Source organism: Halococcus sp. AFM35 (genome assembly GCF_051195015.1).
Taxonomy (GTDB): Archaea; Halobacteriota; Halobacteria; order Halobacteriales; family Halococcaceae; genus Halococcus.
Genome location: NZ_JBNTJU010000004.1, coordinates 137,407 through 156,022, shown reverse-complemented (window position 1 = coordinate 156,022; position 18,616 = coordinate 137,407). Strand labels below are relative to the sequence as shown.

Genomic DNA, 18,616 nt, shown 5'->3' with positions numbered 1-18,616 from the left:
CTCAGTCACCCCCCGACTCGACGGGTTTCCCGCGCCGACGCACTGTGCGCATGACGAGCACCGCGCCGACGAGCAACACAGTCATGAGAACGACGCCGCCGACAGTTTGGAGCGTCGAGGCGGCGATGTTCGTCACGAGGTAGTAGGCCATGATGAACACCATGACGCCCGGGATGACGTATTTGATGACGGGGTCCCACCACCCGCCGATGTGGATGTCGGCGTTGCGATTGAGTTCGATGACGCGGAGGCGCTCGGGACCGACCTTCCAGCCCACGGTGCCGATTATCAGCAGCGTCGCCAGCGGCAGCCCCCAGTTGCCGAACATGAAGTCCATGATTCCCAGAAAGCTCGACGAGTAGGCGCTCGGGATGCCGAGCAGCCAGATGACCGTGCAGACGACGAGCACGGTTTGTGTGCGATTCAGCCGCGTTTCCTCGGCGACGGTCGTCACGGCGACCTCGGTGATGACGAGCGCGGTCGAGAAGGCCGCGAAGAAAAACCCGACGAAAAAGAGGATGGCCCACACCGGCCCACCGGCCATCTGCGGGAAGACGCTGACCAGCGAGATGAAGGTCAACTCGGCACCGGCGGTCGGTTCGAGACCGAACGCGAAGACCACGGGAAAGACGGTGAAGACCGCCAACAGCCCGATGCTCGTGTTGCCGATGGCGGTGAAGATACCGGCTCCGAGCGGAATGTCGTCGTTCGGTCTGAGGTAGCTGCCGAGCGTGAGCGCGATGCCCCAGCCGAGACCGGTCGAGAACAGCGCCTGTCCGAGCGCGGCGATCCACGTCTGGCCGCGCACGAGGTAGTTCCAGTCCGGCGTGAGTGCGAAGGCAAGCCCCTCGGTCGCGCCGGGCAGCGTCAGCCCACGGACGGCGATGACGATGAGGGTGAGAACGAGCAGCGGAATCATCCACTTGACGACGCGCTCGATGCCGCGGCGAATCCCGAAGGAGAGCACCACGGCGACGAGGGCAATGGCGAGCGTGTGCGTCCCAATCGTCAACAGCGGGGAGGCGGTGAAGGCGTTCCAGAAGGGCACAGACTCGAAGCCCGGCTGGGAGAAGGTCAACAGGAGCGAGTGGATGGCGTAGTAGATGACCTGCCCGACGACCGGGAGGTAGTAGGAAGTGAGTGCAATCGTGACCACCACGACGACGAGTCCGAACCCCTCGGACCAACCGCGCCCATAGGTCTTCTTGAACGCACCGATGACGCCCTGTTTGGTGTAGGAACCGAGCGCGCTCTCGGCCATCAGTCCCGGGATGGCGATGACGAACAGCAGGACGATGTACGCCAGCAGGAAGGCCCCGCCGCCGTTCTGGCCGGTGGTGTACGGCATCCGCCAGATGTTGCCCGAGCCGACCATCCCCCCGAGCATCGCCATCAGAAATCCGAACCGCGTGCCCCATTCCTCGCGGGCCGTTCGCGCGTCAGTTTCGCTTGCCATATGACACCACATCGGATATCAGGACACCTCATTATAAATTCATCGGCGGGATGTCCACGCCGGCCGAGTGCGCTTCGAGGGAACCGAGCGCTCGGAACGATCCGTCGTCGGTCAGCGACCGAGCGCCGCGGGTCCGCGCGCCGGATAGCCGATGAGGGTATCGACGCCGACCGACCGGAGTTCGTCGATGCGCTCGTCGATTTGTTCATTCGTGCCGACGAGTGCGAACCGCTCGATGGCCTCTAACAGCACCGACCGGGGTTTGTCCGTCGCCCCCGCGTCGGCTCCCATTCCGTCGGCGGCCGCGACGCCCTCGCCGCGCGCGTCATCGAGGGCGGCGGCGACCGAACCACGGCGGGCGACGTAGGCTCCGAGCGCGTCGAGGAGCGTGTCCTCCTCGGCGCTGCGGACGACCGGGGCATACACGGCGACCTCGTCGTCGAAGCCCGCCGCCCGGAGCGCGCGCACCTCGCGGACGGTCGGCGGCGCGAGCAGCTCGAACTGGGTGCCGCCGGCCGCCAGCGCGACCCGCCCGATGCCCTCGGTGCCGACCCACGCCGCCGGTGCGCGTTCGCGGGCCGCACCGATGCGCGGTGCGATGGCGCGGTTGCGCTCGCGTTCGGTGAGGTAGGCGGGATTGCCCGCGACGAGCACTCGGCCGACGCTTTCGGGAAGCGTCTCCGAGAGGTGGTCGTCGCCGAGCGGGTCGAAGCCGTCGGCGCGGACCGGCGTCGTGACGGACAGTCGTGTCTCGCGGGCGCACTCGGCGAGTACGTCGGAATCGGGAACGTGCTCGCGGCCCTCGTAGTCGACGACGGCGCGGTCGACGCCGGCGAGGGCGACCGCTGCGACGTCGATCTCGGTCGGCTTGAGCGCGACGCCGTCGAACCCGCTCGCAAAATCCTGTAGCTCGGTCACGAGCGTTCACCACCGGCACTCGAAGAACACGGTTCGGTACGACTATCGCGGAACACGATCCATCGTCTGTGCGACCATGCCGCCGTTCCGAGAATCGACGACAAAACTCCATCGGTTCGCGCTCCCGCCGAACCGTGGCGCTCATTGAACGCGACGGCGAAGCGACCGCAACGGACGACACCCGGATGACGAGCGGACAGGAACAGCATGCAAACGGCAACAACCGACCAGCACCCGACGCACACCGGGACGGAGACGGCGTATTTCTCGCTACGGGGGATGCACACTCGTGCCTGCGAGTCGTTTCTCGAAACCCTCGCGACCGACATCGACGGCGTTCACGACGCGGCGGCGAGCTACAGCGCCGAGACGGTTCGCGTGACCCACGACCCCGAGCGGGTCGACATCGATGCCATCGCCGACGGTCTCTCGCGGTGGGGGTATCGGGCATCCGAGCCCGAGCCGACGGCGACCGACGCCGACCGCAGCGCGCTCGCGTTCGACCACCTCAGGACGGCCTTCGCCGTCATCGTCATCGCGCCGGTCTACATGCTCTATCTGGTCTTCTTCTATCCGGTCTACCTCGGGGTCTACCCCGAGGCGTATCTCGACAATCATGCAATCGTCGTCGGCCTCTACGGTCCGGTCGTCCTGTTCACGACGATTGCCGTCTTCGGCGTCGGCTTCCCCGTCTTTCGTTCGGCGTATATCAGCCTCCGCGAGCGCCGGCTCACCCTCGACGCCCTGATCGCGCTGTCGGCGCTCGCTGCGTACACGTATTCGGTGCTCTCGCTCGCCTTCTTCGACAAAAGCTATCTCTCCTTCGACGTCGCGATGACCATCGTCGTCGTGGCGACGATTGCCAACTACGTGCGCTCGAAGTACAAACAACGCAGCGTCGCGGACCTCACGGAACGCCTCGACCGTTCGGAAGCACGTGCGACGCGACTCACAGACGGCGGCACCGAGACGGTTTCGACCGACGACTGCGAGGCGGGCGACACGCTACTGGTCAAGCCCGGCGAGTACGTCCCGCTCGACGGTCGGGTGCTCGACGGCCGCGGGGCGGTCGACGAGGCGCTCGTCACCGGCGAGGCGCGCCCACAGCGGAAGGTCCCCGGCGACGGCGTGGTCGGCGGCTCGGTCGCGGTCGATGGAGCCTTCGAGGTCCGGGTCGGCAACGGCGCGACCAGTCTACTCGACCGGCTTCGTGCGCTCGTCTGGGACCTCCAGGCGACGCGGACGAACGCCGCCCGGCTCACGAGCCGTATCGCCACGGGCTACGTCCCGCTGGCCACTGCGCTCGCGGTCGTGACGTTCGCGGGCTGGCTGCTCGCCGGGGCGACGCTCGATACGGCGTTGCTGACGGGGCTGTCGGTGCTGGTCGTCGCCTGTCCGGTGGCGCTGACGCTGGCCGGTCCGCTCGCGCTCGGGCGTGGTCTCGCGGCGGCGGCCGACCGTGACGTGGCGGTGCTCGACCAGACGCTGCTCGAACGCATCACCGACGTGGATGTCGTCGCCTTCGATAAGACCGGGACGCTCACGACCGGCGAACTGCGTGTCACCGGCGTCGATGCGCTCGGCGACCGCGACGAACTGCTCGCGCGTGCGGCCGCCGTCGAGTCGCGCTCGGGCCATCCGGTCGCGGCGGCCATCGACGAGCGGGCGACGCCAACTGGGGAAATCGGCGAGTTCGAACGCTATCGCTACGGCGTCAGCGCCACTGTGGAGGGGTCGCGGACGGCGGTCGGTAACCCGGCGCTGTTCGACGAATTCGGGTGGGACGTTCCAGAGACGGTGCGGGCGCGAGTCGCGGAAATCCGTGCGGCGGGCGACCTCCCGACGGTCGTCGGCTGGGACGGCGCGGCGACCGGCGTCATCGCGCTCGCGGACGCACCACGGGAGAGGTGGGAAGACGTCGTCGAACGGCTCGCGGCCGACGGGCGGCGGGTCGTCTGCATCACGGGCGACGACCCGCAGGTCGCCGCCCGGTTCGAGAACTCGGCCATCGCGGAGGTGTTCGCGGATGTGCCGCCAGAGGAGAAAGAAGCAATCGTGCAGGGACTCAGAGGGGAGGGGAGGGTGGCGATGGTCGGCGACGGCACCAACGACGCGCCGGCGCTCGCGGCGGCCGACATCGGCGTGGCGATGGCGTCGGGTAGCGACTTCACCGCCACGGCCGCCGACGCGCTGTTGACGGGTGACGACCTCGATGCATTCGTCGACTGTCTCGCAATCGCCCGCGGGACGCGTCGGCGACTCGTCGAGAACCTCACGCTCGCGCTCGCCGTCCCGGTCGTCGGGCTGGCGTTGGCGGTCGCGGGCGTCGTCACCCCCGTCGTCGCGTCCGCGCTGCTCGCCGTCGGCACCCTTCTCGTCGTCGCCAACAGCCGTCGCTCGCTGTCGATGGAGGGTTCCTGAACGCGACGCAGGCCATCGACGAGAGTTGCTGTCTCGCACCGAACGAACGCACGATGGCCAACGAACACCGGAAGAGCTACGGACGCGCCACGAGGTGAGTCCGCCATGAGCGTTCGCGCCCGCGACATCATGACGAGCGAGGTCGAGACCGTCGACCCGGACGAGGAGATAAGTACGGTGCTGACGCGGCTCTCGCGGGCCGCGTTCAACGGCTTTCCGGTCGTCGACGACGGGCGGCTGGTCGGCATCGTCACGCAGGGCGACCTCGTGAAACTCTTCCAGCCGAGCGACCGCACGCTCTGGATTCCCATCGGTCTGCCACCCTTCATCGAGCCAATCGACTACGCGTTCGACTTCTCGTGGGACGACCTCGACGTAAACCTCGACCTCGCCAAACACGCCGGCAGGCCCATCAGCAGCGTGATGACCAGCGAGGTCGTCACCGTCGCGCCCGATGCCAGCGTGGACGAGGTGCTCGCGGTGCTGGCCGACGAAGAGCGCGACATCAATCGGGTGCCGGTCGTCGACGACGAGGAAATCGTCGGCATCATCACCCGCGAGGACCTCCTGCGGACGCTCGACCGCGAGCAAACGTGACTCTCGTGTGCCGTTCCAGTTTTCCATACCGACGACCGGGTGTGGACAGCGACCGCACGCGGCGCACTCGGTGGAAATCACACCGTCCCGGCGAGTGCCAGCAGTCGCTCCTGTAGCGTCGCCGGCGAGCGGGCGAACAGCCGACACATCGCCTCCCAGCCGAGCGCTCCCCTGTCGAACACCGCAGTGGGAACCGTCTCGCGGCCGGCCATCGCCCGCTCGACCGCCCACGCCGCCGAATCGTCCGCACGCTCCTCGCCCACGGCGTCGGGTTCGGCTGTCCGGTCGACCTCGACGGCGTCGAAGTGTTGGGTGACGGCCGCGGCAACCGCGTCGTCGAGGCGGACGTTCGCGGCTGCACGGAGCGCGGAATCGTGTTCCCGGGCGGCGAGCAGCAGCCGGGCGACGTGATCGGATGCACCGAGCCGGGGACAGTCGGCAGCCACCACGCCGTCGGTGGTCCGGTGGAGTCGTCCATCGATTGCGGCCACGTCGTCGGCATCCATCGCGTACGGCGTGGCGATGGCGACGTTCAGACCGACTTCGGGAACGAGCGCGGCGACATCGTGGGTTTCGAGCGCATCCACGAGGTCGCGCACCTCAGCCAGCGCGCCAGCGCGGGCGGCGTCATTGTACAGTCCGGCGAGGTGGTTGACCGGTCCAGCGCCGTTGCCGACCGCGAGACCGTAACGAACGGCGCGGTCGATGAACGTCTCGGCGCGTTCGACGGCCGCCGGTACCGTCGCTCCGCCAGCGAGTTCGGCAGCGATGGAGGCAGAGATCGTACAGCCGCTGCCGTGGGTGTCGGCGGTGTCCCGGCGTGGTTTGCGGAACGTGCGCGTTTCGCCGTCGGCGGAGAGCACGTCGACGAGTTCGTCCTCGTGGAGGTGGCCACCGGTCACGAGGACACCATCGGGACCGTCGGCGGCGATTTCCGCGGCAGCCGCGCGCATGTCGTCTTCGTCTTCGACCGCCATATCGGTGAGTACCGCCGCCTCCGGCAGGTTCGGCGTCACGAGCGTCGCCTGTGGGAGCAGCTTCTCCTGAAGCACGGTCTCGGCCTCCTCGGCGAGCAGGCGGTCGCCGCTCTGGGCGACCATCACGGGGTCGACGACGAGCGGGAACTCGCGGGGAGCGAGACAATCGGCGACCGTCTCGATAATGACTGTCGAACTGAGCATTCCAGTCTTCGCCGCGCCGACGGCGAAGTCGTCCGCGACGGCGCGAATCTGTGCCGCTATCACGTCGGTCGAAACGTCCTCGATTGCCTCGACCCCCCGCGTGTTCTGGGCGGTGACGCTCGTCAGGGCGCTCGTCCCGAAAACGCCGTGGGCCTCCATCGTCTTCAGGTCGGCCTGCACCCCGGCCCCGCCGCCGCTGTCCGACCCCGCAACCGTCAACGCGACGTCGCGCTCGGTCATGGGTCCACCTCGGCTCCCGGCGACGAATCCGTTTCGGCCCGCGCGCCCCGGACGAGCATCACGAGAAGGGAGACGAAGACGACGGCGACTGCCGCGAGGCTACCCCAGACGAGCACCGCGAACGCGAATTCGCCGACGATCATCGCTCGACCCCCTGAGCCTCCGTTCCGTCGTTCGTCGGCCGTCCCCCGTCGGTCACGGGACCGGCCGCGTCGTCGAGCGAGTGGACCTCGGCGGCGAGGCTATCGAGGTCGAACCGGCCATCGGTCAGTCGCGCCGAGAGCACCGATATCAGGGCGGAAACGCCCGCTGCGCCCGCGAAGGAGTGGATGAACGAGCCACCGGGCAACAGCGACCCGACGGTCGGGAGTGCGGTCAGCGTGCCGTGGAACGTCGGGAAGTAGGCGAGCCCGACGAGCAGTCCGGCGACGCTGGCGAGCAGGGCACCCCGCTCGTTCGCACGACCGGAGTAGAGACCGTGCAGGAACGGGACGAACGTCGCCGCGCCGAGGAGGTCGGCGAGCAAGAACAGTTCGAGGACCGAGTAGCCCCGTGCGCCGATGGCGATGGCCGCGAGGGCGACGACGACCGTCAGCGCGCGGGCGGCGTACTGGAGCGTCCGTTCGTCGGGGTCCTCAAGCACGCGCGAGAGGTCGGCAGTGACGATGCTCGCGATCCCGTTGAACAGCGTGTCGGCCGTGCTCGTCACGAGCAGGACCACGAGAACGACGACTCCGAGCGTCGCCCACTCGGGCAGCGCCGCGGCGACGGCGACGAACAGCGCGACGCTCGGACCCGCATCGCCCATCAATCCGAGTCCGGCGGCCGCGACGCCGAGCAGCCCCGCCAGCAGGATCATCGGGACGGTGACGACCGCCGCGATGGCGAACCCGCGCCGGAGCGACGTATCGTCGGCGGCGGCGAAGACGCGCTGCCAGCGGCCCTGATTGAAGACGCTCGCGCCGGTGATGGCGATGACGACGTAGCCGCCGAAGGCGAGACCGGGCACGAACCCGAGGTCAAGCAGGTGTGGGTTCGCGCTCACGATGGCTTGGTGGATGGCACCGGTGCCGCCGAGTCCGACGACGACCGCCGCGAAGCTGAGGGTGAGCAGCGGCAGGATGACCAGCGTCTGGACCGTGTCGGTGAAGATGCTCGCCACGAGCCCGCCGTAGCCGGTATAGACGAGCACGAAGCCGCCGATGATGCTCGCGGTGAGCCAGGCCGGCACATCGGCCACGAACGCGAGCGCGTCAGCGGCGGCGGTCATCCCCGCAGCCAGCGAGATGAACATGTAGAAGACCGCTATCAGGAGGGCGTAGCCGTACATCCACGGACCGTAGCGGCCATAAACGTACTCGGTCAGCGAGTGGCCCTGTGGGAGATACTCACGGAGACGGACGCCGACCGAGATAAAGAGGAACAGCGGAACGGCGCTGCCGATGGCGTAGCCACCGACCGCCGCGAGCCCACCGAATCCCGCGCCGGCCTCGGCGGGACTGAACAGTATCCACGCACCCATCCCGGAGGCGATCAGCGTGGCCGCCGTCGTCCCCGAATCCGCCGAGTTACGCGCGCTGATGTAGTCCTCGACCGAGAGCATGCGCGTGTGGGAGTGGGCGACCCCGAGGACGGTCATGGCCGCGAGCACCGCGACCGTAACCCCGAGCGCGAGCGCGGTCGCGACCACTCAGACGACCTCCTGCCGGCGCGCGTGCGGCCAGGATTCCTCGGTATAGGCCATCCCCCAGAAGGCGTGTTCGAGCTGCGCACAGCGCCGGAAGGCGGCTTCCATCTCGTCACGGAGCGATGGATGGCGCTCGGCACAGCGGTCGACCAGTTCACTCATCCACGCCACCGATTCGCGGAACTCGTCACTAGTGTACTTCTCGATGAACGGCGTGTAGCGGTGCTCGTCGTCGGAGCGCTCGGCCATGTGCTCGGCGATATCGAGATAGCCCCGTCCGCAGGGGTAGATCGCGGCCGCGCCCACGCCGAGCGGGCGCTCGGTGGCGGTCCGCAGCAGATAGTTCGTGTAGGCGACACACGTGGGAACCTTCTCGACGGCCGCGAGGTCATCGGGGGTGAGACCGTACTCGGCGGCGAACTCGCGGTGGAGGTCCATCTCCTCGTCGACGATGGTCCCCGCGACCGCAAAACAGTGGGCCATCGTTTCCTCGTTGCGCGCTTTCGTCCCGAGCACGGCGAACGTGCGCGCGTAATCGTGGAGATAGCGGTAGTCCTGCTCGACCCACGTCCGGAACGCCGCTTCGTCGAGGGTCCCGTCGGCCAGTTCGCGGACGAACGGGTGGGCCTTCTGTGCGGTCCACAGCTCGGATTCGGTCTCGACGAGGTGGTCGCTGAAACGCATCGAGGGGACATCGGAGTCCACCAGTGATATAACTAACGAATACTACTTAGTAATACCAGTTGTCGTTTAGATAGATTTCGATGCGACGGAAGGTTCCGACGACGGAATCCACCGTTCACGAGACCGCGGAAGACAGTAGGTAAGATAAATTTTGAAATTAGCAACCAACACACAGATGCCATTCTCATTGATGAACTCATATAGTTATGAGAAAAACGACGAGGTGTTTCGACGCCGTGAGAGCGACACGCCATCCAGAGGTGGGTCGTCGAGAACCCCATTCGGAGAAACACGGTCACAGAGACCACCGGATTCGAAGTTCTGCTAGAAAGCCGAAGAGACGAACCACAGAGCGTCCGTAATGGGGTGAGGGACCGTGTGAGTGGCCGATAGTGAACACCCGAACCGGTGGCGAATCGTTATCGACTTTCGATGCGCCACCCACAGTGGCGGGCGACGATTGTCGGTCTCGTGTTGCCGACCGGGTGTTGCTGTTTGGCTCGGGTGAAAACGCTCTATACCTACCGATGCGAATGGCGTCACCACTCAACGAGAACGCGAATCGGAGAACACCATCAGTTCCAGCGACATCACACCATCCGTACCGGCCAAATTTCTATCGCTCTCTGGATTCCAGAAGTTATCTTAACATTAGCTGTGTGTTGGTGGGGACGATTGTTTTCGTCTCGAACCATCGACCTCACAACCTCACCAGTCATCCTTCGAGGGAAGTCATGGGGCCAGTATCAGAAGGACCGATGGCGGCCGGCCCCGTCGTCGTGTGTATCTCCCGCGCGCGAAATCCGGTTGATTTCGATCTTTCGGAGGACTTCATTCGTCGATTTCGGGGACGACCGGCCCACGCATCCAATCGAGGCGACGACCCGGTGTGACCGAACGGTTCGGAGTACATGACAACAGTGTCGTTGTCATGGTTGATCCGAACGAACAGCAGTTCATCGGTACGGTCGACGAGCTCCAAGCGTCGTGAAAGCCGGCCCTCGGTGGATTTTCGGTGTGGCGAATGTCGAAACGTGGCTCGTGATTCGGGCAGTAGCGCGGCTATTTCGTTTTTCGAAATCAGGAGTGGGATCGACGCTCGCTTTCGAGACGTCGTCGATGGAGCACGTTCCGTTATTCTAGCCGGCTCGAACGGACCGAGGCCGGCTTGGACGGATGGTTGCTACTTCGTTGCGTTCCCTCTACTCAGACAAGGCGACGTTTCGGTGATTTCTGGAGGAGGAACGGATACTAGACGGAAAGAAACAGGTAAGTCGTAAATATGAACAGCTATTTTGTTATAGAGTGTACTGCGGCCAAAGAGCGAAATCGCTGTCGGTGAAAGAGCAGCCGCTTGAGCGGTCCGGTGGCTGCCTGAGGGCAGTGACCTGTTATCGACGACTTTCGAGTCGTGCTAACCACGTTCGCTTTCGAAGCAACGATATCACTCACGGACACATAGGCGAGGGTGAACGTCATCGTATCCCCATCCAGTTCCGAACAGCGGAGCTTTCATACTGTGCACGGTGTGTCGTTCGACAGTATTAACTGACCGGCAAGCCGAGCGGTCGAACGTATGAGTGAACTCACAGTGGCGGAGTCGAATCAGCTCGACGAGGATGCATTCGTCGACCAGTTCGGAAGCGTCTACGAGACGTCGCCGTGGGTAGCCGAGCGGAGTTGGTCACACCAACCGTTTTCCTCGGTGAGGGGCCTCCAGGAGACCTTCGAAGCGACCGTCGAAAACGCCTCGCGCGAGCGCAAACTGGAACTGCTGCAGGCCCATCCCGACCTCGGCGAACGGACCGAGATGACCGACGCGTCCCGAGAAGAGCAGGCCTCGGCCGGGCTTGACCAGCTATCCCCGGAACAGTACGAGGCGTTCCAACGGCTCAACGAGACGTATCGGGAGAAGTTCGGCTTCCCGTTCATCATGTCGGTGGACGACGAATCCCCGGAGGCGATACGGAGCGCCATGGAAGAACGCATCGAGCACTCCCGGGACGAGGAGTTCCGGACCGCGCTGGACGAAGTACACGAGATCGCACGGCTGCGACTCGAAGACATGCTGTCGTAAATCCGCACGCACGCGGCGATTGCACAGCGGTTCGGCGAAACGGTGAGCAACAGCGTTTCGGTGCCTTCCACGTCCCGTTGCCGTTTTCGGACCGGTGTGGCGACGGAACGTCATGATAGACGGTGAATAAAGTCTTTTGTAGTGGGTGGGAGAAACGGAAAACTGTCGATGACGACCAACAAATACCGGTCGCCCGAACCCGAGGACGGTGAACGGCTAATGAACTACGGCAAGGAGAAGATCGCCGTCTATCGAACGTACGCGGAACCGCTGGAGGACGTCCGCACCATTCCGGAATCGTCGTTCGACGGCCGAGACAACACGCTGTTCGGGCTGGACGTTCGCGTCCGGCTGGAAGGTGAGGAGTTCTTGCCGTCGTTCAGCGAGGCTGACAACAGCATGGTGGTCGCAACGGACACGATGAAGAACTTCGTCCACCATCAGTTGGGCGAGTACGACGGCGCGACGACCGAGGGGTTCCTCGATTTCGTGGGTCGGCAGTTCCTCGATGAGTACTCCCAGATCGATGCCGTGCAGATGTCGGCCGACCAGATTCCCTTCGACGAATTGGATGTGCCCACCGGCGATGGTGAGTTCGAACCCAGCGACCTCGTCTTCCGCGTCTCCGAGGACGAATCCGGCTTCGGCGAGGTCTACCTCACCCGTGGCGACGACGGCCCGACGCTCGAAGAGCAGACCAGCGGCATCACGGACCTGCAACTGGTCAAGGTGAAGGGCAGTTCGTTCACCGACTACGTACAGGACGAGCACACGACCCTGCCCGAGCGCGAGGACCGCACGCTGTACGTCTCGATGGACATTTTCTGGAACTACGAGAACCCCGAAGACGCCCTCGGCGAGGAACCACAGCGCTACGTCCCGGCCGAGCAAGTGCGCGACATCGCCCACGTCATGTTCGACGAAGTCTACTCGAACTCGATTCAAGACCTCATCTATCAGATCGGCCTGCGCGTGCTCGAACGGTTCCCGCAGCTCGAATCGGTCAATTTCGAGGCCAACAACCGCACGTGGATCGCGGTCCGCGAGGAGATCGACGGCGACGAGGACGTCAGAGTGCTGCGCGAGCCGGACCGACCGACCGGCTATCAGCAATTTTCAATGGATCGAGACGACCTCGGGGAGGAATAATCCGATGAGCGCAGAACTCACAACCCACGTGCTCGACACGAGCCGGGAGGGTCCCGCCGAGGGTGTCGAAGTGACGCTCCAGCGCATCGATTCCGCCGGCGACCCCGAAACGGTCAGCGAAGGCACGACCAACGACGACGGACGCCTCGACGAACCGCTCCTGACGGTCGACGAGATGGAATCGGGAACCTACCAACTGCTGTTCGACGTCGGAACCTACTACCGGGAAGGGCCGTCGGAATCGACGTTCCTGGAGACGGTGCCGGTGCGATTCGTCATCGACGACCCCGAGGAGCACTACCACGTCCCGCTGCTGCTCTCGCCCGGTGGGTACACGACCTATCGGGGTAGCTGAGCGGCTATCCGACGGCCCTTCGCACGTGTTTCGAGCAGGGCCGTTGTGGACGGGCTTTGCAGGGGGGTGGAGGGGGGGGACACCGACCGAAAAAAGCGAAGCGCCGTCCGTCTACCGGTCGAGGAGCCGACCGACTTCGAGTGCCGTAGCGGCACGTATCGGGACGTAGAGGCTGTCTTCGGGCGTAAATCAGCATCGTTAAGTGACTTCGAGCGAGACCCGATGTCAGGCAATGTATGACACAGTCAGGTGATTCCGGCCGGTCGAGCGTCGTCTACGACATCGAAGAGAAGCCACCGCTCGGGGAATCGATACCGCTCGCCTTTCAGCACGTGCTGGCGATGGTGCTCGGCAACATCGCCGTCCCGCTGATAATCGCCTCCTCGTTGGGGCTTGCGACCGGCCAAACGACGTTCCTCGTCCAGATGGCGCTCATCGTTGCCGGTGTCGCGAGCCTCGTGCAGGCGTACCCCGTCGGTCCCGTCGGCGCTCGGCTGCCGATAATGATGGGCACGAGCTTCGCGTTCCTCGGGACACTGCTGCTCATCGGGCAGGACGCCGGTCTCCCGGCGATATTCGGCGCGGCGCTCGTCGGCTCGGTCGTCCAGATATTCATCGGGGCGAACTACGAGCGGTTCAAGCCGCTGTTTCCGCCGCTGGTCAACGGCATCGTCGTGATGCTCATCGGGCTAACGCTCATCCCGACGGGTATCGACTACGCCGCCGGCGCAGCGTCCGGTCCGGGCGCGGAAGGCTACGCTTCGCTGATGAACCTCGGCGTGGCCTCGCTCGTGTTCGTCGTGACGCTCGTGTTGAATCAGTTCTTCCGGGGTATCCTCCGCATCGCGAGCGTCTTTTTCGGCATCCTCGTCGGCTACGTCGTCGCGGTGTTCCTCGGAATGGTCGAGTTCGCGCCGGTCGCACAGGCCGGCTGGTTCGCCGTTCCCGTCCCGCTGAAGTTCGGCATCGCGTTCGAACCCGGAGCAATCATCGCCGTCGCGGCCGTCTATCTCATCGTCGCGATGGAGACGATTGGCAACATCTCGGCAATCGTCTCCGAGACCGGACGGAACGCGTCGAACAGCCAGATTCGTGGCGGGCTGCTCGGCGATGGCGTCATGAGCGGTATCGCATCGATCTTCAACGCCTTCCCGAACACCTCCTTCGCCCAGAACGTCGGTCTGATTAGCTTCACCGGCGTCGCCAGTCGGTACATCGTCGGCATCGGGGGTGCCATCCTGCTCGTCTCCGGGTTCATTCCGAAGGTCGGTGCGGTCATCACGACCGTGCCCGACCCCGTCCTCGGTGGCGGCACGCTCATCCTCTTCGCGCAGATATTCACCAGCGGTCTGAACATCATCCATCGTGAGGTCGTCCTCACCCAGCGCAACACGACCATTATCGCGACGGCCGTCGCCCTCGGGCTGGGCGTCACGTTCCGTCCCGAACTGGTGCAGAACCTCCCCGAGATGGTGCAGACGCTGTTCGGTTCGGGCGTCGTCATGGGCGGACTCGCCGGACTCGTGCTCAACATCGTGATTCCCCGGGACAGTCCCGTCGACAGCCCCACGGAGAACGAGACTACCGCAACGGAGACCAACGATTGACCGAGCGAGGACGACGATTCGACTACCCATCCGCCGGGTATAGTGTTCGTTCGGAGAACACCCACGGTGGCGAGCGTCTCAGTTCCATTGAAGCGTCGAGTCACCGATAGTTTTAGGACCCCTTCTCACGGAGCACGTAGCATGAAGCGGGCACTCGTCGTCGTCGAAGGAACCGAATCGACGAAGGAACTCATCCGGGAAGCCGGCGAACTCGCCGCTGGAGTCGGTGCCGAGCTGTTGTTGGTACACGTGACGACCAGAGAAGCGTTCAGCGAGTACGCCACCTCGATGGCGGACATCCCGGAGCGCGACGTCGGCTATAGCACCGAGCGAGCGCGTGAAGGGGCACGCCAGTTCGCCGACGACATCGGCACCGAGGTGTTCGAAGGTCTCGACGTCGAGTACGACGCCATCGGCGCGCTCGGCGACAAGGAAGAGCAGATACTCGACGTCGCCTACGAACGGGACTGTGACCACATCTTCATCAACGGGCGAAAGCGCTCGCCGACGGGCAAGGCGATCTTCGGCGACCTCGCCCAGTCGGTTCTCCTCAAGTTCGACGGCACGGTGACCATCACCACTCACTGAGCCACCGCTTGCGTTCCAGCGGTCGATTCGCCACGAGCAATCACATCCCTCAACAGGAAACCGACGACAGCCGGAACGCCTGCGTCAGTTACCGACGTTGGTGGCGCGCTCGACGACATCGGTACCGTAGAGTTCTTCGAGGTCGTCGTGTTGGTCCGGTCGGTGTTCGTGGACGTCCTGGAAGAGGGTCACGGGCGTCATCGCGGCCTGATAGGTCGCCTCGTCCCACATCCGGTCGTTGCTGACGTCGACGTCGATGCCGTTGATTTCGATGGTGGCGGCCCGCTCCATCGCAATCGCGCCGGTGCCGGCATCGCGCGCCTCCTCGAACTGCTCCATCGAGTCGACGATGTCGTCCATGCTCGGGACGTATTCGACCATGTCGAGCAGTTCCTCGCGCAACTCCTCGTCGTCGAGGTACTGCTCGTCGCTACCGACCCGCAGGGTGTACCCATCGCTACTCTCGTCGAGCGAGACACGCTCGCCGGTGTAGACCTCGCGGTCGCCATCGCTTTCGAGGGCGACCTGCTGGCTCCCGTCGTCGAGCAGCCACCGCCCCGATTCCGGTGGCAGCGGCGATTTGTTGGCCTCGACGACCTGCCCGGGCGTGAGCGCCCAGATGCCGGTCATCCCCTTCGCTTGGTTGGCGGTCATCCGCTCGCGGTAGCCCTCGACGTCACGGATGTCGTCGTAGGGACCGTCGACCGCAATCAACCCGGCGGCGCTCGCGCCACGGGAGGTGTTGTGGCGGAGTTCGGGCCACGGCGGCAGGTTGCCCGTCGGCGTGATGGCGCGCATGTCCTTGGTGTAGTCGACTTCGCCATCCACGAGCATGAACAATCGTTCGAGGTTGTTGGTGGGCTTGCCCATCTCCTCTCGCAACTGCCCCATCGCCAACTCCGACTGGCCGCTCTCGATGATCACCGACATCGCTATCGAACCTTCTTCGAGGCCGTGCTCCTCTTCGACGATGGTGACGAACTCGTCGGCCTTCTTCCAGTCGTCGATGCCGCCCACCTCCGGGATGACGAACCCGTCCAAGTGCTCGATGGCCCCCTCCGCGGGGTCGGCTATCCGCAGCATCCGCTCGAAGCCCTGATATCGAGTCGAGGGACTGTCGCGATGCCAGACCACCCGCGGGTGGATTTCGCCGGGGAACTCCGCGCCGTTCTCGGCAACGACGTCGATGATATTGCGAGCGCCCTCGTCGCGCATCGAGGGGGCGGTGGCGTCCTCGTTGTCCGGCACCCACACATCGGGTGCCTGCATGCCTCGCAGCCCGCTTGCACTTTTTATCATCTTCGCCGAATCCTCCTCGCCCTCCACGGCGGTGGGGGAGGTGAAAAACGTCCGCACGAACTTCCTGTCGTGGAGTCGCTCGTCGTGTCTCTGTGTCATTGGTTGATACTGTATCCGTCATCGGTTCGCTGGCTGCACATCGAAGACCCTTCTGTGACGTTCATCCTGCATTATCATGTGATTCGAGAACCTACTTTAAGTTTCGGTATCGCTGTGGGACAAATCGACCGTGCCGGGTGTGCCGACCTGTCCGTTGGCAGGTCACGCCGCCTCCATCGGAAGCGAGTATCGGGTGGTTTCACAACGTTTATGAGATGGGCGGTTGCGTCGATGGGTATGGGAGAACTGGAATTCGACATCGACGGCGATGTCTACACGGCCGAACTGCTCGAAGACGAGGCTCCTCGCTCGGTCGAGGCGATTCGGGACTTCCTGCCGCTCGAATCACACCTGATGCACGTCCGCTGGAGCGGGCACGCGACGTGGGTCAACATCGACGAAATCGAACTTCCCGAAATTCCCCGCGAGAACCACACTGTCTACCCCTCCCGCGGTGACATCCTGCTCTACCCGGGCTACCGAAATGAAAAAGAAATCCTCGTTCCCTGTGGCTCGACGTGCTTCAAGAGTCCAGCGGGCGAACTCGCCGGCAACCATGTCGCAAAGCTCGACGCGACACAGGAGGAACTCCGCGAAATCGAACAGGACACATTGAAGAACGGACAGAAAGAGATCGTCGTCCGCGAAGTCTAACTGGGCAGCGACGTTTTCGAGCGGACTGTATCGCTAACCGGGCCAAGTGGCCGGTCCGTGTGGTTGTCCGATGGCAGCTAGCTGACGACCGAGGTTTGTCGGCGAATGATTCGCAATCAGAAACGAACGGCGATTCGACCGCGATAGTGCGCCTTAGACGCTCCAGTCGGGTCGCTCGCGCGGGACGAACTCGCCGTGGCCGGTTTCGACGACTTCACCGTCGTCGGCGACGACCTCGCCGCGAACCAGCGTCGTCTCGACGCGGCCGGTGACCTCACGACCCTCGTAGATCGAGTAGTCGGCGACCGAGGCGTTGTCCGCGGCGGAAATGGTATAGGACTCGTTCGGGTCGAACAGGACGATATCGGCGTCGGTGCCGGGGTCGAGGGTGCCTTTCTCGGCGAACCCGAAGGTTCGTGCCGGGTTCGCACACATCGTCCGGACCAAGAACGGGTACGAGAAGCCGCGCTCGTTCACCGCCTCGTCGTGGAACACCGCGAGGCTCGCCTGGAGTCCGTTGGCTCCGTACGGGTCCTCCCACCACTCGGTGGTCTCCTTCCGTTCGCGCGTCTGGGCGACGTGATCGGTCGAGACGACGCTCAGCGCGCCCTCACGGAGGTGCTCGAACAGCCCATCGTTGTCGTCGGCGGTCCGCAGCGGCGGCGTGAGCTTCGGGAGGTTGCCCAGCTCGTCGTAGCGCTCCTTCGTCAGCGTGGTGTGATGGACGCAGGCCTCGCCGCGAATGTGGCTCCCATCGCGCTGGTAGCGCGCGAGCGCGTCCGCCGCCTTCCGGGAGGCGGTGTGGAAGCCGTAATACTGTGTCCCGGTCTCGTGAGCGAGCCTGGCGACATCGTCGGCGGCCATCGCCTCGGCGTAGTCCGGCCGTGCCTCGGCGAGCCAGCGGGGGTCGTCCCGCCCCGCTTCCCGGAACTCCTCGGTCAGGGACTCACAGACGCTATGGTCCTCAGTGTGGACGACCGCGACGGCACCGAGGTCCTGCAATGTCTCGAACACCCGACGCATGAAGCCGTTCGAGAGACCGAAATCGTAGGTGCTGTACATCTTGAAGGAAGTGATGCCGTCCTCAACGAGACTCTCTAGCTCGTCGAAGGCGTCCTCGCCCTCCCGAAGAAAGCCGCCGTGCAGACTGAAATCGACCACCGGGTTCTCGGCCTTTTCGTGCTTGGTTTCGACACCTTCTCGCAGCGTGCCCTCCTCGTCCCACGCGCTGTCCTCGCTGACGTACGCCTGCCAGCCGAAGTCGATGACCGACGTCACGCCGCCGAGCGCGGCCGCGCTGGTCGCCGATTCGTAACTATCGAGCGAGACGTGGTCGTCGATGTGGACGTGCGGGTCGACCACACCCGGCATCACGAGACGGTCCGAGGCGTCGATGGTGGTCGACGCCGCCGGCAGCGTGTCTTCGTCGCCGACGCCGACGATGGTTCCATCGTCTATCGCAACGGCACCATCGAAAGTGCTCTCGCTCGTGACGACGATCCCGTTTGCAATCACTGTGTCAACGGACATCGACTGCCGATTCTACCCAGCGACGTATAATCGTTTGGCCGTTCGATGCCACTGACGAATCAAACCTGGCACAA

The 18,616-nt window shown here is 64.6% G+C and carries 16 protein-coding genes; 8 read left to right on the top strand and 8 right to left on the bottom strand.

From position 1 onward, the window contains the following. Position 1: 1 nt before the first annotated feature. Both ACQUQO_RS04890 and ACQUQO_RS04885 read right to left on the bottom strand, forming a co-directional pair. A complete protein-coding gene (locus tag ACQUQO_RS04890; RefSeq protein ID WP_435076834.1) occupies positions 2-1,456 on the bottom strand; it encodes a sodium-dependent transporter in 1,455 nt (484 codons plus the stop codon). 111 nt (positions 1,457-1,567) lie between these two features. Continuing rightward, complete coding sequence (locus ACQUQO_RS04885) at positions 1,568-2,374, bottom strand: DUF7388 family protein (protein WP_435076833.1); 807 nt, start codon at positions 2,372-2,374, stop codon at positions 1,568-1,570. 207 nt (positions 2,375-2,581) lie between these two features. On the opposite strand from ACQUQO_RS04885, the gene ACQUQO_RS04880 reads away from it, so the two are divergent. Continuing rightward, positions 2,582-4,795, top strand: coding sequence for a heavy metal translocating P-type ATPase (locus ACQUQO_RS04880; RefSeq protein WP_435076832.1), 2,214 nt, complete (start codon positions 2,582-2,584; stop codon positions 4,793-4,795). Positions 4,796-4,900: 105 nt separating this feature from the next. Then, entirely contained in the window at positions 4,901-5,392 is a 492-nt protein-coding gene (locus tag ACQUQO_RS04875; protein ID WP_435076831.1) for a CBS domain-containing protein, read from the top strand. Between the two features lie 77 nt (positions 5,393-5,469). Here the strand turns inward: ACQUQO_RS04875 and thiD are convergent, their stop codons facing one another. From thiD to tenA, 4 genes are read right to left on the bottom strand one after another with little or no spacing between them, the layout of a single operon-like run. After that, on the bottom strand, positions 5,470-6,813 hold the full coding sequence (gene thiD, locus ACQUQO_RS04870; protein WP_435076830.1) for a bifunctional hydroxymethylpyrimidine kinase/phosphomethylpyrimidine kinase: 1,344 nt from the start codon (positions 6,811-6,813) through the stop codon (positions 5,470-5,472). Further along, a complete protein-coding gene (locus ACQUQO_RS04865; RefSeq protein WP_435076829.1) occupies positions 6,810-6,956 on the bottom strand; it encodes a hypothetical protein in 147 nt (48 codons plus the stop codon). The genes thiD and ACQUQO_RS04865 overlap by 4 nt, the downstream gene beginning before the upstream one ends. Next, complete coding sequence (locus ACQUQO_RS04860; RefSeq protein WP_435076828.1) at positions 6,953-8,503, bottom strand: sodium:solute symporter family transporter; 1,551 nt, start codon at positions 8,501-8,503, stop codon at positions 6,953-6,955. The genes ACQUQO_RS04865 and ACQUQO_RS04860 overlap by 4 nt, the downstream gene beginning before the upstream one ends. After that, positions 8,504-9,184 carry a thiaminase II gene (tenA, locus tag ACQUQO_RS04855; RefSeq protein ID WP_435076891.1) on the bottom strand — a complete coding sequence of 227 codons (681 nt, stop codon included), beginning with the start codon at positions 9,182-9,184 and terminating at the stop codon, positions 8,504-8,506. It lies immediately after the preceding gene. A 1,576-nt stretch (positions 9,185-10,760) separates the two neighbouring features. On the opposite strand from tenA, the gene uraD reads away from it, so the two are divergent. The 5 genes from uraD to ACQUQO_RS04830 all read left to right on the top strand — a co-directional run bounded on the left by uraD (position 10,761) and on the right by ACQUQO_RS04830 (position 14,960). Beyond that, the gene (gene uraD / locus ACQUQO_RS04850) at positions 10,761-11,261 is read left to right on the top strand and encodes a 2-oxo-4-hydroxy-4-carboxy-5-ureidoimidazoline decarboxylase (protein ID WP_435076827.1); all 501 of its coding nucleotides are present in this window, start codon (positions 10,761-10,763) and stop codon (positions 11,259-11,261) included. Between the two features lie 168 nt (positions 11,262-11,429). Further along, positions 11,430-12,410, top strand: coding sequence for a factor-independent urate hydroxylase (gene pucL / locus ACQUQO_RS04845; protein ID WP_435076826.1), 981 nt, complete (start codon positions 11,430-11,432; stop codon positions 12,408-12,410). Positions 12,411-12,414: 4 nt separating this feature from the next. Continuing rightward, positions 12,415-12,765: a hydroxyisourate hydrolase gene (gene uraH, locus ACQUQO_RS04840; protein WP_435076825.1), complete on the top strand. Its 351-nt coding sequence runs from the start codon at positions 12,415-12,417 to the stop codon at positions 12,763-12,765. Positions 12,766-13,001: 236 nt separating this feature from the next. Then, on the top strand, positions 13,002-14,372 hold the full coding sequence (locus ACQUQO_RS04835) for a uracil-xanthine permease family protein (RefSeq protein WP_435076824.1): 1,371 nt from the start codon (positions 13,002-13,004) through the stop codon (positions 14,370-14,372). Between the two features lie 141 nt (positions 14,373-14,513). After that, positions 14,514-14,960 carry a universal stress protein gene (locus ACQUQO_RS04830; protein WP_435076823.1) on the top strand — a complete coding sequence of 149 codons (447 nt, stop codon included), beginning with the start codon at positions 14,514-14,516 and terminating at the stop codon, positions 14,958-14,960. A gap of 84 nt (positions 14,961-15,044) precedes the next feature. Here ACQUQO_RS04830 and aceB read toward each other — a convergent pair whose 3' ends face one another. Next, a complete protein-coding gene (aceB, locus tag ACQUQO_RS04825; RefSeq protein WP_435076822.1) occupies positions 15,045-16,358 on the bottom strand; it encodes a malate synthase AceB in 1,314 nt (437 codons plus the stop codon). 237 nt (positions 16,359-16,595) lie between these two features. On the opposite strand from aceB, the gene ACQUQO_RS04820 reads away from it, so the two are divergent. Beyond that, positions 16,596-17,012 (top strand): DUF3830 family protein, encoded by a 417-nt coding sequence (locus ACQUQO_RS04820; protein ID WP_435076821.1) that lies wholly within the window; start codon positions 16,596-16,598, stop codon positions 17,010-17,012. Between the two features lie 153 nt (positions 17,013-17,165). On the opposite strand, the gene ACQUQO_RS04815 is transcribed toward ACQUQO_RS04820, so the two are convergent. Beyond that, complete coding sequence (locus ACQUQO_RS04815) at positions 17,166-18,542, bottom strand: dihydroorotase (protein ID WP_435076820.1); 1,377 nt, start codon at positions 18,540-18,542, stop codon at positions 17,166-17,168. Between the last annotated feature and the right edge of the window lie 74 nt (positions 18,543-18,616).